Origin of the sequence: Polaribacter glomeratus, assembly GCF_002954665.1 — a bacterium.
Classification (GTDB): Bacteria; Bacteroidota; Bacteroidia; order Flavobacteriales; family Flavobacteriaceae; genus Polaribacter; species Polaribacter glomeratus.
This window is the reverse complement of record NZ_MSCM01000001.1, coordinates 670,461-685,937: the sequence shown is the minus strand read 5'-3', so window position 1 is coordinate 685,937 and position 15,477 is coordinate 670,461. Positions and strand designations below refer to the sequence as shown.

Below are 15,477 nucleotides of genomic sequence, written 5' to 3'. Positions count from 1 at the left end.
AATGAAAACAATAAAAAACATAGTAATTTTAGTATATATAGCATCAATTTTCGCAGCATGTTCTAATAATGAGGATCCAATAGTTATTAATGAAGAAGAAGTAATTACAACAGTAAGAGCAACTTTAATTCCGCAAAATGGCGGTGCCACGATTATTTTAGAAAGTAAAGATTTAGATGGCGATGGGCCCAACGAACCCGTAATAACTGTTTCAGGAGCTTTAGATAAAAATAAAACGTTTGCTGCAACTTTAGAGATTTTAAATGAAACAGAAAGTCCAGCTGATAATGTTACCTTAGAAATTTTAGAAGAAGCTGTAGATCATCAATTCTTTTTCTCATTTACAAATAATATAGCAACCGCAACATATACTGATCAAGATAGTAATGGAAACCCAGTTGGTGTTAAATTTAATGTATTAACTGGAAGTGCAGGTGCTGGAACTTTTACAATTATTTTAAGACACGAACCAAACAAGTCAGCAACTGGTGTAATTACTGGTGATATTACAAATGCTGGTGGTGCAACAGATCTACAAGTAACTTTTGATATTACTGTTATATAGATTTAAGATTGTATAAATAATTAAGGCATTGTATAAAAATACAATGCCTTTTTTTTTAGAACTTAATTTAAGTTTAAAAGAATATTTAAATAATTCTTAGTAAAATAATGTAGAAAATTGTTACTTATTAGAAACACTTTTTTTATTTTTGCAAAATATTAAATTGTGCTGTTTTATAGCTTTTAAAAGTCATAAAAATGCTCGTAAAAAAAAGCATTAATTTGTCAAAATTACCTAAAGAACATCAATTTATTGATTTCTCTGATTACGGAAGACCACTAGCAAGAATCATTGCAAACTCTCTTAAAACAACAAAATTTACTCCAGTAGATGTTACCGTCGCATTTGTAATTTCTGGATTAATTGGTGTGTTTTGTATTTTTAAAGGATATTATTTTGCAGCCGCTTTCTTTTTAATTTTAAAGTCTATTTTAGATGCTGCGGATGGTGAATTGGCTAGAATAAAAGAAACCCCGTCTTACACAGGTAGATTTTTAGATTCTGTTTCTGATATTATTTTAAACTTCATCATTTTTATTACGATTTGGTTTTTAACAGATACAAGTTTATTTCTAACATTTTTAGCTTTTTTTGGAATTCAATTACAAGGAACTTTGTACAATTATTACTATGTAATTCTAAGAAATAGATTTGATGGCGATACAACAAGTAGAATTTTTGAAGATAAAACTCCTATTGCTTTACCAGGAGAAAAACAAAAAAATGTAAATATCCTTTTCTTTTTGTACAAAGCTTTTTATGGCGTTTTTGATAAAATAATCTATGCTTTAGATAAAAATGCATCCGAAGGAAAAACACTACCTAATTGGTTAATGTCTTTAATATCGACCTTTGGATTAGGTTTTCAATTATTATTGATAAGTATACTTTTAGTTTTAGATTTAAAAGAAATTATAATTCCCTTTTTTATAGGATATTCTGTATTGATTTTTGTCTTTATAGCTATCAGAAAAATCTTTTATTAGTATACATGTTTCGTTTTCTTTAAAGTACTTAATACGATAAAAGAAGCTAAAAAGAAAATAGCTAAACACAACACAGACCATTGCATGGAATCTGTTATCTCGTATAAAAATCCATATACAAAAGTTCCTAAAACAATTGCTATTTTTTCGGTAACATCATAAAAACTAAAGTAAGTAGCATGATCTTCTGTTTCTGGCAATAATTTAGAATACGTAGATCTTGTTAAAGATTGAATTGCTCCTTGCACAAAACCTAATAAAACTCCTAATGAGTAAAAATGATACGCTACATTTTCTTGATTTTTATCTAACATAAAAGCAGCAAAACAAACAATCATCCAAATGAAGATCGTAACTTTTAGTGCTTTAATATTCCCCCATTTTTCTGAGATTCTAGAAAACACAAATGCACCTAAAATTGCCACAATCTGCACTAATAAAATAGTAACAATTAAGTTCATGGTTGGCAGACCCAACTCTGTCGAACCAAAAATTGCAGCCATTAAAATAGTTGTTTGAACACCAATACTTAATAAGAAGAATGAAATTAAAAAACGCTTTAAAACAGGTAAATTCATTACTTCTTTTGCAACAATTTTTAATTCTCTAAAACCTCTCCAAATATAATCTGCCTGTGGTTTTTTGTTATAAATATCATTGGGTAATCTTTTAAAAGTAATTTGCGCAAAACCAATCCACCAAATACCCACTAAAACAAAAGAAACACGAGAGGCCATTGATGAAGCTGCACTTTCTACCGCCTTTATTGCTTTTGCTATTTCTGCTTCTGTACCGTTTATTCTTATCACTTGGTCAATACTAACATCAAACCCAAATACGCCAGGAAACATTATCATTGCAAGATTTAAAATCAATAAAAGAACAGAACCCGTATACCCATAAATAAACCCTTTTGCACTTGCTCTATCTTGTTGCTCTTGGTGGGCTACTTCGGGTAAATATGCATTGTAGAAAACCAAACTTGCCCAAAAACCAATACTTGCCAAAATTGTAAAAACGATTCCGATCCAAACAGTATCTAAACCTTCAAAAAAAAATAAACTGGCTACGGATAATCCTCCCATCCAACAAAAAAACTTCATAAATTTTTTCTTACTTCCTGTGTAGTCTGCAATTCCGGATAAAATTGGCGAAATAAAAGCAACTACTAAAAAAGAAAAAGAAAGTGCGTAACTGTACAAACTATCTGGATGATCCCATTTCATCCAAAGAAAAGAAACCGTTTTACCGTCTGTAACTGTGCTATAATATAAAGGAAAAACCGCAGTACTAATTACTAGTGAGTAAACAGAATTAGCCCAGTCGTAAAATGCCCAACCATTTATAAGTTTTTTATCTCCTATTTTTAACATACTTATTTTAAATAAAAAAACCGTTCAAAATTAATTTTTGAACGGCTAAATATATGAAAACTAATTGTTATTTTATTTTTTGGTTTGTAAATTACCTTTTACATTATATTCTGCAGCATATTTTTTAGCAGTTGGCAAATAACTTCTTAAATCTTGAATTCTAGATTCATTTGATGGGTGTGTACTTAATATTTCTGGTTGAGAACTTCCTCCTGATTTTTCGCTCATTCTTACCCAAACCTCGGCAGCTTCTTTACCATCATAACCAGCCATAATCATAAAAACTAAGCCTAATCTGTCTGCCTCTTGCTCATGAACTCTGCTAAACTTTAACATTCCTAAACCGGATGTTACACCAAAAGCTGTGTTCCACATTTGTTGAGACTCTGCACTTTTACTAGAAGTACCTAAGGCAACTAATAAACCACCTATTTGTTGACCATAAGAGTTTGTCATTCTTTCTTGACCATGTTTTGCAAATGCATGTGCAACCTCATGCCCCATTACTGCAGCAACACCGTTACTATTAGCGCAAATTGGCATAATACCTGTATAAAAAACAACCTTTCCGCCTGGCATACACCATGCATTTACAGTTTTATCTTCTACTAAATTAAATTCCCACTGGTAAGAATTTGCTTCTTCAACCATATTGTTTGCTCTCATAAAACGATCTACAGCTGCCGAAATATTTTGACCAACCATTTTAACTTGATTCGTTAATTCTTTATTGAAAGAGAGTTTGTTTTCCTCTAAAAAACCCTTGTATTGTGCAAAACTTGCTGGTAAAACTTGAGCATCACTTACAAAATTAATTCGTTTTCTACCAGTAATTGGCACTGTGCTACATTCAGCAAAAAGAAAAACTGCTACTACTAAAACTATTATTTTTTTCATGTTTTTTTTACTTTTAATTCCTAGATATTAAGACACTAAATGTGTATTTTAGTCACTTATAACAAACGTTATAATTTTTAATAAAATTACGTATTCTATTTTTCTAAAACTAAAACTTTACTGTAAATTACAGATTTTAACTATAATTTAATTACACGCTAATTGTAAGGTTTATTATAAATACTAGTCTAAGTTTTAAAAGGGATTCGTTTTTATAGAAAAGTATAAATTCCTAAAATTATTAAGAATAAAAGTATAAATTTTTTAATTAAATATAGATGAAAAAACTAGCAAGTATAGTTGTTTTAATGTTGATGATCAGTTGCTCAGGAAATGCGCAAAACTCATCCAAAGAAAAGAAATCTTATAAAGTTGAAAAAACAGCTACCGAATGGAAAAAACTACTTTCACCTGCGCAATATTATGTATTAAGAGAGGCAGGTACAGAAAGAGCGTATTCAAGCGATTTAAATGATAATCATAAAAAAGGAGTTTTTGTGTGTGCTGCATGCAAAACTGCTTTGTATAAATCTGAAAATAAATTTGATTCGGGTTCTGGTTGGCCTTCTTTTGATAGAGCAGAAAAAGGGAATGTAGAATTGGATGTTGATTACAAAATAGGCTATGCAAGAACTGAGTTAAAGTGTAATACTTGTGGTGGTCATTTAGGGCATTCATTTGATGATGGACCAAGAGAAACTACAGGAAAACGCCATTGTATAAATGGAGCAGCCCTAGAATTTGTTCCTGAAAAATAAAAAAACATTTTAAGTCTTTTTTAAAATAGTATCTTTAAAATCTAGTTTAGCTTTTTAAAGATGAAAAAAATAAAATTTCCAAGCGCACAAACAGTTCTATTAATAATAGCTGCTTTTGTTGCGCTTTTAACTTGGTGCATTCCCGCTGGTCAATATGATAGATTAGCGTATAACAAGGATGATAATTCATTTGTTAAAACTAGCGAAGATGAATCAATTATTTTAGAAGCCTCACAAAAAACATTAGATGATTTAGAAATTAAAATTCCGCTAGAAAAATTTACTTCTGGCGCTATTTATAAAGCAATAAGTATTCCTAGAACGTATCAAAAATTAGAAGCAAGACCTCAAGGTTTGGCCTCATTTATATTGGCGCCCTTAAAAGGGATTATTCAAGTTGCTGATATTATTATTCTAGTACTTTTTATTGGCGGATTAGTAGCTATCGTTAATTACACAGGAGCTTTTGAAGCAGGAATTTCTAGACTTTCGATTCTTTTAAAAGGTAAAGAATACATTCTAATAATTGTTGTAACAACACTAATAGCTTTAGGAGGAACTACTTTTGGTTTGGCAGAAGAAACGATTGCCTTCTACCCTATTTTAATTCCTATTTTTATTGCAGCTAAATATGATGCAATTGTAGCTTTAGCTTGCATTTATATTGGCAGTTCTATTGGTGTTATGGTTTCTATCATTAATCCTTTTAGCACAATTATTGCGTCAAATTCTGCGGGTATTAATTGGACTTCTGGAATTGAAGGACGCGTTTTTTTGCTAATTACTGGGTTAATAATCTGTATTTTATATATTATTAGATATGCCCAAAAAGTAAAAAAGGATCCATCAAAATCAATCATTTTTGATCAAAAAGAAAGTATCGAAAAAAGGTTCTCTTTTCAGAATTCTTCAGAAACTTTTAACTTTACGCTTCAACTAAAATTGGTGCTTGCCATTTTTATTTTGTGCTTTGTAATCATGGTTTATGGCATTAGTAATCTAGATTGGTGGTTTATAGAAATGACAGGGGTCTTTTTTGTTGGCGCACTTTTAATAGGTTTTTTGTGCAGAATAAACGAAACTGTTTTTGTTGATACTTTTATAATAGGTGCTAACGAGTTGTTAAGCGTTGCTTTTATAATTGGTTTGGCAAGAGGTGTAACTATCTTAATGGAAGATGGTTTAATAAGTGATACTTTATTATATTATTCTAGCTCATTTACAAACGGAATGAACAAAGGTTTGTTTATTAACTCGATGCTTTTTGTTTACAGTGGGTTGTCGTTTTTTATTCCTTCATCATCAGGAATGGCCGTTTTAACAATGCCAATAATGTCTCCTTTAGCAGATACGGTTTCTATTGGTAGAGAACATGTAGTAAATACCTATCTTTTAGGTATGGGATTATTTAACTTTATAAATCCAACTGGTTTAATTTTAGCTTCACTTGCTATTGTAAAAGTTGGTTATAACAAATGGCTGAAATTTGTAATTCCGTTAATTCTAATTTTAACTTTGGTTTCAATGATTTTTTTAACTATTTCTGTTTATTTGTAAACCCTGTAAACACATTTTACTGATTCATAATTACATTTTAAATTGTTAAAATATTGATTTATAAACGTTTGATTTATTTAGAAAAAAATAGAGAAAATGTTGCTATAATTCAATAAAAAATTATTTAATTTTACTTATTTTCATATTATAAATTTTAAAATAAAAACATAAGTTTTAGGTGACCTTTTAAATTTATTGGTGTCTTAAATGTATAATCTATCCCCCTAAGGAACGAATTGAAAATAATTATATTTATACTTTTTTTTCTGAATGTATGTATTGCATTTTCCCAGCAATCAACAAAAAAGAAGTACACTGTACTCAAATCTACGTTAACTTCGGTAGGTTCTTCTGCTGTTTATGCTACGGATAACAAATACAGTGTTCAACAAAGTATTGGTCAATCTGGTATTATTGGTAAAGTCGCAGTAAATTCAATTACTGCACAACAAGGTTTTCTTACAAGTACCATTTATTTAAAAGTAGATAATTCTAATAGTACTACTTTTAATGAAACTTTAGACTTTATAATATCTCCAAACCCTTTTGTAGATTATATAAAAGTAACATTTTCTAAAAAAACAGCATTTGATATTTACATAAAAATTTATGATGTAAATGGTAAGGTTTATAATTCACAAAAGTTTTTACCTTCTGATGAGATTGTTATAGAAATGAGAAGATTTAGTATTGGAACTTATCTTATACAGATAAAGAGCGGTAGCAGTATTGCAACCGAAAAAATATTAAAAATAGAATAATTAGACTGATGAAAAACAAAACTAAATTCAGTCTTTTATTGCTATATACACTCCAGTTTTCTGCAGGATACGCGCAGCAAGTTTATGTAGAAACTGGTTTTGAAACTGCCTATTTTAAAGATTACGTAAATAATTTAGGTGAAAACACCTTAGATTTAAAGTCTGCTAAATCACAAAATTTTTTTTTAGAAAGTGGTATCAGATTAAATATATATAAAGATCGATTAAAGTTGAATGCAGGTGCAAGTTATAATAATTATAAAATTAATACTGGTTTTTTTGCAGGTAACACAAGCATTCCGCTTACCTACGATTTAACTTATGTTGGTTTAAAAACAGGGCTAAACTTAGCTATTATTAACGAGCCGTTATTTAAACTACAAGTACATTCACACCTATCTTACGATTTTCTAACCTCTGGAACAAGCAAATATAGAGATGTTGTAAATGATCTTATTAAAGACAATACATTCGATAGAACTTTACTACGTTTTCATAGAGGATTAAGTGCAGAGTTTTTAATTTCTGATACAATATCAACGTATGTTAGTTACAATCTTGCAGATAGTTTTAGAGAAAAAAATCAAGATAGTAACATTGAAGAGATATATACATTCCGTACCAATTCGTTTTCGGTAGGACTACTTTTTAGTATTGTTAACCCAAGAAATAAATGCTACGGAGGATTTTAAAATAATGGATAATATGAAACTTGTAACTAAAATATGGATCTATTTGTTCCTATTGATCAGCACAATTGTGTTTGGTCAAACTCCTGGTTTTAATTATCAAGCATTAATTTTAAATAATGTTGAAATTCAGATTCCTGGAACCAATGTAAAAGAAAATAAAGTTCCTTTAGCATCTGAGGATATTACTATACGATTTACAATAACTAATGAACAAGGAATAGAATATGTAGAAGAACATGATGTTACAACTGATGAAAACGGAATGATTTCTCTTATTGTTGGTGAAGGAACGCCAATAAGTTTCACTTTTGAGAATATTAATTGGGATGGAGAACTTAAATATTTAAATGTAGAACTAGACATTCTTAGTAATAATGAAGGCTTTGTCTTTTTAGATACTCAAAAAATATTATACATCCCGCATCCAACAAACGGAAACGGAACTATAAAAATTGTAAATGCTTTAAATGAATTAACACCACCTTATAAATTAGGAGAATTAATCTGGATTACAAATTATGGACCTAATAAAAATCCTAGTTTAATGATCTGGAATGGCTACAATTGGCTACCTGTAAATGATGATTTTGATCCTACTAATGAATTAGGTCTTGTGGTTGTAGAAAATGATGCTGCTAGAGCTGCTAGATTTGTAAATCCAGAAAATGGAGACCAAGTCTGGAATAAAACCTGTAAATGTATACAAGTATTTGACGCCCCAAATTGGGTATCTATTTCAGGAAATGTAACAAATGTTTTAAATGGTTTAACTAACGAAAGTAATACCATAAAACTAGGAGGCAATTTAACAGAAGCTACACAATTAGTTACAAATGCTGCAAATACATTGGCAATAAAAGGACTACAAGAAAGTACTAATCAAGAAGATGTAATTATTGCAGCTGATAAAGATACTGGAGTTTTAAAAACAAAAAAACTAAACGATTTTTTACAAAAAAAACAAATAGTAATTATTGCTACTGAAGGTCAATTAGAGTTCAAAACTCCACTAAATATAACGAATTCAGACAAGTTAGACGTTTATAGAAATGGTGTTCGTATTGATTTTACAATTTTGAACAGCACAACCATAAAATTAGAACCTGAAGCAATTTGTTACAAAAATGATAAAATAAGAATAGTACAATTAAATTAATAAGAATCAAGACAATAAAATAAGGAATATGTAGAATTAAAGAGCAAGAATTATCAAATTTAACAAAAACGGAAATAAATAGTAAAACAATTATCAAAATTAAAAAAACAAAAACAATGAAAACAAATTATTTAAAATTAGGCGTATTAAGCCTTATGATGTTGGCTGGTACTGCCATTAATGCGCAAACGACAACACAAACAGACACTAAATTAAATAAAAAAACAGATGCTGCTTCAGATGCTGTTGTAAGAGTTATTGACAATAAGGGTACAATTAAGTATCTTCAATCAAGTAACGGTATTACTACAATTACATCAACTACAGCTGGAAACGCAACTACAACTACTTGGCAATTAGGTGGTACCTTAACTGACAGTACTTATATTGATGTTTCAGATAAAATATTTGCTTTAGATGGAATTAAATTAATTACTCCTAGTACTGCAACAGGATCTGAAGCAACTTTAGCTTCAACAAATGCTGTGACATTATCTGATGGTAAAGCTGGTGGAACTGCTGGTGGGACAGGTTGGGCTGTTTTGATTAGAAATGAAGCTACGGGTGAAACTCAAAAGATTTTAGCTTCTGCATTAATTACAGCTGGTCGTCAAGAGTTTCCAATTGCAGCAGATGGTAATGTAGCTGTAACAGCTTCAGGTTTAGCTCTTGGAACAGCAATAAGCAAAGTATCTGTTTATAGAAATGGGGCAAAATTAAGAGCAAGTATAGATTATAACGTAACTGCAGCTGATACTGTTACACTTACTTTGAACTCTACTGCTCCAAATGATTGGACTACTTATGTTGGAGATATTATTGAAGTTCAATGGATTTACTAAAAAGTAAATAAATTAAATTTTCTTGTTTAAGTATATTTATAATACATAAAGAGTTGGTTTTTTAAAAAACCAACTCTTTAAAATAAGTAACATTAAATAAAAATAATAGTATTAAAAGCTTAGCCTATTAGTAAATGTTTTATAAGACAAGTATTAAGTTTCTAATTTTTATGTTTTATGCATTCTGCATACAAATAAGTTATGCCCAAGAAATAAGAGTTATTGATAATAAAGGGACTTTAAAAACTGCTATTAACAATAGAGTAACTTCTTCATCCACTTCTCCTATTTTACCTTTAGAAGGCGATGTTTGGTTTGATAATGCAGATGCAAGCAACATTATTACTAAAATTTACGATGGCACAAGCTGGATTTTAGTAAATACCAAAGTAAATAAATTGCAAGATGCAGATGGTGACACCAAAGTTGAAGTAGAAAAAAATACAGATGAAGACATTATTCGTTTTCAAACTTTAGGCACAGAAAGAATGCTTATAAATTCAACTGGAAACGTTGCTATTGGTAATCCTAACCCTAATGCAAAGGCTATTCTTGACTTAACAAATACTCAAAAATTTGCACTTTTGTTGCCATCAGAATTAATTCCTGTAGATATTATAACGCCAACTGATGGTATGTTGATGTATTCTTCTCAAAATGAAAATGCTTATCTCAGAGCAGGAAGTGCATGGAAACCAATAACATTTAACAACGTAACCAATGAATTAATTTTTGAAGGTACTGCAGCAAATAGTAACTTTTATTATGTTTCAATGTTGATAAATAATGACTGGAAAGTTATAAAATATGATAAAACAGATGTTAATGTAGAAGTTGAGGCAACTGTATTAAACAATCCAGGACAAACTGCACAACCAACAACGTTAGCTCAATGTGAAAGTCTTACTTATAATTAATCCATCGTATTTCATGAAAAAAGCTACATTAATAATTATTACTTTATTTTCTATTGTTTTCAGTTATGGTCAAACCTATACAGTAGATGCTAGTGCTAGCCCATCAACATTAGTTTGTACAGGAACGGGTATTACAAGCGATGGTATTTATAATGCCCTAATATCTAACAACATTGGTACTGGGCATTTTAGGGAAAGTCTAGCTGGTAATAAAAAAACCTATGTTTTTAATGCCCAAATTAGAATAGGAAACGCAACAAGTAGTGGTTCAAGTTCCGTATGGAATTGCTCTAACCAACATATTAAAATAAACGCTGCTAGCTTTCAAATTTATGGCAGTGTTTTGCAAGGAAATATTACTTTAGGACAAAGTGCAGATGGTGGTAGTTTCTCTGTGGTAGGAACTGTAAATGACTCTTTTAAATTATTTGATAACGGAATTTTTAGAGCCTATGGAAGTGCACTATATGCACAGAATAGAATACGATTAAGTAGTAATTGTAAATTTGAGGTAATAGATTGTGACTTTGAACCAGAAGATGGAGTTACTGTATCCGATGGCGGTGGAGCAGCAGGATCTAATTCTACAATTTCTTATGATCGATCTAGAGTTCATCATACCAAGGAGGTTGGTATTAAATTATATGCAGCAAATAACACCAATACTTTTTCATTAAACGCAACAAAAGTAGAAGGCTGTAAGTATGCGTTTCAACTTGGAAATTCGACTAATTTAAGACCAATTTTAAAAGATGTTAAAATAAATAGTTGCGAATTTCATATAGTACCAAATCAAGGAAATGCAAATGTTGTTTTTGTAAACCCAGATTTTACAACGCTAAGAGCAGATATTTTCGATGCAAATGATATTACAACAATTGCCTTTAGGTATTCAGCAAAAGTTTTAGATGCTGCAAACATTCCGATCCAAGATGCACGATGTTATTATTTAGATGGTAATTCAAATATTGTTTTAAATAATACTTTAACAGATGCTAGTGGCAATGTTACTGGCTTGTTTAATTACAATGGAGAAACGTGCCTGCAGAATTCTACATATGTGGGAATTACAAAAACAAATAGACAAAACCACTCAAAATCTTTTGCTAGTTATTTACACAATCTAAAATCAGAAAGTCTTAGTATTTCTAAAGATATTTCAGAAAATATTATTCTATCAAATGATGCACTAATTACAGAGACTTCAAAAGCAATAGTAAATGCATATACAGTAATAGAAACAACAGAAAAATTTTATGATCGTGCAAAAGCATTTCTAGTAGATAATTATAAAGGTGAAACAGCAACCATCATTACTAGAAATGATAATACAATTGATGCAAAAGGACACAATGTAATTATTGATGCAACTGCTGCAACTCCTTTTGCCTTTAATGGCACAACTATTACTATTAAAGCGAACGTTTACACAGGTAATATTATAACATCTTCATCGGCAACTGTTACCACTAAAAATGGAGCCAAATTAGAGGGTGGTTATACTGACATTACAGGAACCAATAAATTTGTTCATCTAGATTGGAATGATAGTAGCCAACTGGAAGTCTCTTTTATTAATAATGATGACAATAGTGTAATATCGTCAACAGGTGCATCACCTACAACTCAAGTATTTAAAGGTTTCTTTTTATTACCAACACCTTCGCCTACCAATGGAATTAGTGTAGAAGTTTCTTTTTCAACAGCTGGTGGTACTCCACTTTACGAATCTATAATACCGTTAAAAGATTTAAGTTTTATAAATTTAAAAGTATTATTAGATAATAGAGGTTCCGAAGAAAATCAACTTAAAATGTTATATCTCTACAAAAAACTTTTAGTTAAAACAGAAGCGATTAAAAATACTTTAAGCACGTCAACTAATACAAATGTCACTTTAACCGAGAATATAACAAACACAAATTCAGCATCAGGAGGTACTTTAGAAAATCAGGAAGCTCTAATACGTCTTTTAAAAAGATTATTAAATAAAGTAAGTGCCAACAGAGAAGCTTTAAATAACTAGTAAAAAAAATAACTTCAATTATTTTATGCACACAAAAAAAACTATTATTTAAGAATACCCTTTAATTATTTTATATTTATTTCTTATTTTTAAGCCGATAAATTATTTTTTGATGGACAAAGTAGAAATTGCAGAATTATTAGATACAAAATATAAAGAATTATTTAAATGGTTAGAACATCAACCAAGAGAAGATTGGGAAAAGGGTCCAGAAACAAAATGGTCTGTAAGTCAACATATACAACACTTAGTCGATAGTCTGCAATTACTAAATAATGCTTTAAGTTATCCAAGATTTATTTTAAAATATAAATTTGGCACTTGTAATAGAGCATTGAGAGATTATGAATCGGTTGCTAAAATTTATCAACAAAAACTTACAGTAAATTTAGAAAAAGCAAAAGTTTATAATCAAAAATTAAAAAAACCTACTTTAGCAGAAAGAGATCGATTGTTAACTAGGATGCAAATTCAACAAAAAAAATTACAATACAAAACGGTTCATATTAGCGAAAGAAATTTAGATACCTTAGTGCTTCCTCATCCTTTAATGGGTAAAATGACGGTTAGAGAAATTATTATGTGGACGGCTTATCATACAGAACATCACACAAAAACTTTGCAAAATTTATATTAAGTGAAAACAATTATTAAAAAACCTCATATTTTCTTTTTTAGTTTAATTCCACTTTTTATACTTATAGGTTTAATTAAAAAAGAAGGTATAATTGATTTAACGATTAATGATACTTTTTTTGCTGTTAAAATAAATTATTGGTGTTATTTTTCAGCAGTGTTTGTAAGTTTAATTGGCTTAAATTACTACATGCTGTTTTGGGTTAAAAAGCCTACTATCCAAATTTTATCATTATTTCATATAATTTTTCAAGTTGCGGCTTTAATTCCTTTCATTTTTTGCCTCTTTTTTTTGAACACAAAAACAGTATTTACTTCAAATTTTATATCCGATTCAATAGATCTTTATCAAATTCTTACTATTTCTTTTACACTTTTTTTAATCTCCTTTTTATTACACATTCTTAACTTCATTTTAACTTTTTTTAGAAAGCCTGCATAAATTTGCTATAAATTTATATGAAAAAATTAATTACCAGACCGCATCTTCTTTTCTTTGCATTCGCTTTCAGTTTCATTATACTCGGATTTTTAAAAAAGAATATGTATGCAGATATAGCTCTATTTGACACTTATTTCGTTTTTTATGCAGATTTATGGTGTTTTATTTCGGCTGTATTTTTTAGTTTAATTGGTTTAAATTATTTCTGTTTAATTTGGGCGAAAAAAGAACCTAACATTTGGTTAACGATTCTGCATTTATTTTTACAAATAGCATCTCTAACACCTTTTATATATGTAATTTTTAGTTTAAAATCTGACAATAAATTGCCTACTAATATTTTTTTGTCCTTCGTAGATTTAGATCAAGCTTTAGTCGTATCCTTTATGATTTTTCTATTCTCAATTTTTATTCATTTAATCAACTTTTTTACAAGCTTGTTTTTAAAGACTAAATAATTAAAAAACTCCTTTTTATCACTTTACTAATCATCTCTAATTCTTATATTTGTGTTTCCTAAAAAAGAAGACAAATTATGTTTAATAATTTAAGCGATAAATTAGATAAAGCCCTACATACCTTAAAAGGTCATGGTAAAATTACAGAAGTTAACGTTGCAGAAACTTTAAAAGAAGTTAGAAGAGCACTTTTAGATGCCGATGTTAACTTTAAAATTGCCAAAGAATTTACCAAAAAAGTACAAACCGAAGCATTAGGACAAGATGTATTAACTACCTTGAACCCTGGTCAATTAATGGTAAAGTTGGTAAAAGATCAACTTACTGAATTAATGGGTGGCGAAACTGTTGGCGTAAATTTAGGAGGCTCACCAACGGTTATTTTAATGTCTGGTTTACAAGGTTCTGGTAAAACTACTTTTTCAGGAAAATTAGCAAACTATTTAAAAACTAAAAAATCAAAACAAGTTCTTTTAGTTGGTTGTGATGTTTACAGACCTGCCGCTATAAATCAACTACAAGTTGTTGGGGAACAAATTGGTGTTGAAGTTTATGCAGAAGTTGGTAACAACAATCCTGTAGAAATTTCTCTAAACGCAATAAAACATGCCAAAGCAAATGGCAAAAATGTTGTTATTATTGATACTGCTGGTCGTTTAGCAGTAGATAAAGCAATGATGACAGAAATTTCTGATATTCATAAAGCTGTAAATCCGCAAGAAACATTATTTGTGGTAGATTCTATGACTGGGCAAGATGCTGTAAATACTGCAAAAGCATTTAATGATATCTTAAATTTTGATGGAGTTGTACTTACAAAGTTAGATGGTGATACACGTGGTGGAGCTGCTTTGTCTATAAAATCTGTTGTAAATAAGCCAATAAAATTTATTGGTACTGGCGAAAAAATGGATGCTATTGATGTATTTCATCCAGATAGAATGGCAGACCGTATTTTAGGTATGGGTGATGTTATTTCTCTTGTTGAGCGTGCTCAAGATCAATATGATGAAGAAGAAGCTAGAAAATTACAAAAGAAGATTGCTAAAAATCAATTTGGTTTTGATGACTTTTTAAGTCAGATTCAACAAATTAAAAAGATGGGAAGCATGAAAGATTTAGTAGGCATGATTCCGGGCGCTGGTAAAGCAATGAAAGATGTTGATATAGATGATGATGCTTTTAAAGGAATTGAGGCAATTATTCATTCTATGACTCCAGATGAAAGAAGTACACCTAATACCATAGATGCAAGTAGAAAAAAGAGAATTGCAAAAGGATCTGGAACTACTATACAAGAAGTAAATCAATTGATGAAGCAATTTCATCAAATGAGTAAGATGATGAAGATGATGCAAGGTGGCGGCGGTAAAAAAATGATGCAAATGATGCAAGGAATGAAATAAAACGA

The 15,477-nt window shown here is 29.8% G+C and carries 14 protein-coding genes; 12 read left to right on the top strand and 2 right to left on the bottom strand.

From position 1 onward, the window contains the following. The first annotated feature begins 1 nt into the window (after position 1). Together BTO16_RS02850 and BTO16_RS02845 are read left to right on the top strand one after the other, a co-directional pair. On the top strand, positions 2-565 hold the full coding sequence (locus BTO16_RS02850; RefSeq protein WP_105020142.1) for a type 1 periplasmic binding fold superfamily protein: 564 nt from the start codon (positions 2-4) through the stop codon (positions 563-565). Positions 566-786: 221 nt separating this feature from the next. Further along, positions 787-1,551, top strand: a complete 765-nt coding sequence (locus BTO16_RS02845; protein ID WP_105021491.1) for a CDP-alcohol phosphatidyltransferase family protein — start codon at positions 787-789, stop codon at positions 1,549-1,551. Here BTO16_RS02845 and BTO16_RS02840 read toward each other — a convergent pair. Together BTO16_RS02840 and BTO16_RS02835 are read right to left on the bottom strand one after the other, a co-directional pair. Continuing rightward, entirely contained in the window at positions 1,548-2,924 is a 1,377-nt protein-coding gene (locus tag BTO16_RS02840) for an MFS transporter (protein WP_105020141.1), read from the bottom strand. The two genes, BTO16_RS02845 and BTO16_RS02840, sit on opposite strands and share 4 nt — an antisense overlap. Before the next feature lie 72 nt (positions 2,925-2,996). Beyond that, positions 2,997-3,821 carry a M48 family metallopeptidase gene (locus BTO16_RS02835; protein WP_105020140.1) on the bottom strand — a complete coding sequence of 275 codons (825 nt, stop codon included), beginning with the start codon at positions 3,819-3,821 and terminating at the stop codon, positions 2,997-2,999. Positions 3,822-4,099: 278 nt separating this feature from the next. Between BTO16_RS02835 and msrB the strand changes: the two genes are divergently transcribed. The 10 genes from msrB to ffh all read left to right on the top strand — a co-directional run bounded on the left by msrB (position 4,100) and on the right by ffh (position 15,472). Continuing rightward, positions 4,100-4,579, top strand: coding sequence for a peptide-methionine (R)-S-oxide reductase MsrB (gene msrB, locus BTO16_RS02830; protein WP_105020139.1), 480 nt, complete (start codon positions 4,100-4,102; stop codon positions 4,577-4,579). 60 nt (positions 4,580-4,639) lie between these two features. Further along, complete coding sequence (locus tag BTO16_RS02825) at positions 4,640-6,136, top strand: YfcC family protein (protein ID WP_105020138.1); 1,497 nt, start codon at positions 4,640-4,642, stop codon at positions 6,134-6,136. 236 nt (positions 6,137-6,372) lie between these two features. Beyond that, positions 6,373-6,897, top strand: a complete 525-nt coding sequence (locus tag BTO16_RS02820) for a T9SS type A sorting domain-containing protein (RefSeq protein ID WP_170064404.1) — start codon at positions 6,373-6,375, stop codon at positions 6,895-6,897. An 8-nt stretch (positions 6,898-6,905) separates the two neighbouring features. Then, a complete protein-coding gene (locus BTO16_RS02815) occupies positions 6,906-7,589 on the top strand; it encodes an outer membrane beta-barrel protein (protein ID WP_105020136.1) in 684 nt (227 codons plus the stop codon). Between the two features lie 13 nt (positions 7,590-7,602). Then, a complete protein-coding gene (locus tag BTO16_RS02810; protein ID WP_146105331.1) occupies positions 7,603-8,745 on the top strand; it encodes a hypothetical protein in 1,143 nt (380 codons plus the stop codon). Between the two features lie 116 nt (positions 8,746-8,861). Next, positions 8,862-9,587 (top strand): hypothetical protein, encoded by a 726-nt coding sequence (locus tag BTO16_RS02805; protein ID WP_105020134.1) that lies wholly within the window; start codon positions 8,862-8,864, stop codon positions 9,585-9,587. Between the two features lie 134 nt (positions 9,588-9,721). After that, entirely contained in the window at positions 9,722-10,504 is a 783-nt protein-coding gene (locus BTO16_RS02800; RefSeq protein WP_146105330.1) for a hypothetical protein, read from the top strand. 13 nt (positions 10,505-10,517) lie between these two features. Continuing rightward, a complete protein-coding gene (locus tag BTO16_RS02795; protein WP_105020132.1) occupies positions 10,518-12,530 on the top strand; it encodes a hypothetical protein in 2,013 nt (670 codons plus the stop codon). A gap of 112 nt (positions 12,531-12,642) precedes the next feature. Further along, a complete protein-coding gene (locus BTO16_RS02790; RefSeq protein WP_105020131.1) occupies positions 12,643-13,167 on the top strand; it encodes a DinB family protein in 525 nt (174 codons plus the stop codon). A gap of 976 nt (positions 13,168-14,143) precedes the next feature. Continuing rightward, on the top strand, positions 14,144-15,472 hold the full coding sequence (gene ffh, locus BTO16_RS02775) for a signal recognition particle protein (RefSeq protein ID WP_105020128.1): 1,329 nt from the start codon (positions 14,144-14,146) through the stop codon (positions 15,470-15,472). The last annotated feature ends 5 nt before the right edge of the window (positions 15,473-15,477 follow it).

Excerpts from the sequence above, each read along its gene's own strand:
- BTO16_RS02835 (WP_105020140.1), bottom strand. The coding sequence starts at position 3,821 with ATGAAAAAAATAATAGTTTTAGTAGTAGCAGTTTTTCTTTTTGCTGAA.
- BTO16_RS02825 (WP_105020138.1), top strand. The coding sequence starts at position 4,640 with ATGAAAAAAATAAAATTTCCAAGCGCACAAACAGTTCTATTAATAATA.
- BTO16_RS02850 (WP_105020142.1), top strand. The coding sequence starts at position 2 with ATGAAAACAATAAAAAACATAGTAATTTTAGTATATATAGCATCAATT.
- BTO16_RS02810 (WP_146105331.1), top strand. The coding sequence starts at position 7,603 with ATGAAACTTGTAACTAAAATATGGATCTATTTGTTCCTATTGATCAGC.
- ffh (WP_105020128.1), top strand. The coding sequence starts at position 14,144 with ATGTTTAATAATTTAAGCGATAAATTAGATAAAGCCCTACATACCTTA.
- msrB (WP_105020139.1), top strand. The coding sequence starts at position 4,100 with ATGAAAAAACTAGCAAGTATAGTTGTTTTAATGTTGATGATCAGTTGC.
- BTO16_RS02815 (WP_105020136.1), top strand. The coding sequence starts at position 6,906 with ATGAAAAACAAAACTAAATTCAGTCTTTTATTGCTATATACACTCCAG.
- BTO16_RS02795 (WP_105020132.1), top strand. The coding sequence starts at position 10,518 with ATGAAAAAAGCTACATTAATAATTATTACTTTATTTTCTATTGTTTTC.
- BTO16_RS02800 (WP_146105330.1), top strand. The coding sequence starts at position 9,722 with ATGTTTTATAAGACAAGTATTAAGTTTCTAATTTTTATGTTTTATGCA.
- BTO16_RS02805 (WP_105020134.1), top strand. The coding sequence starts at position 8,862 with ATGAAAACAAATTATTTAAAATTAGGCGTATTAAGCCTTATGATGTTG.
- BTO16_RS02840 (WP_105020141.1), bottom strand. The coding sequence starts at position 2,924 with ATGTTAAAAATAGGAGATAAAAAACTTATAAATGGTTGGGCATTTTAC.
- BTO16_RS02790 (WP_105020131.1), top strand. The coding sequence starts at position 12,643 with ATGGACAAAGTAGAAATTGCAGAATTATTAGATACAAAATATAAAGAA.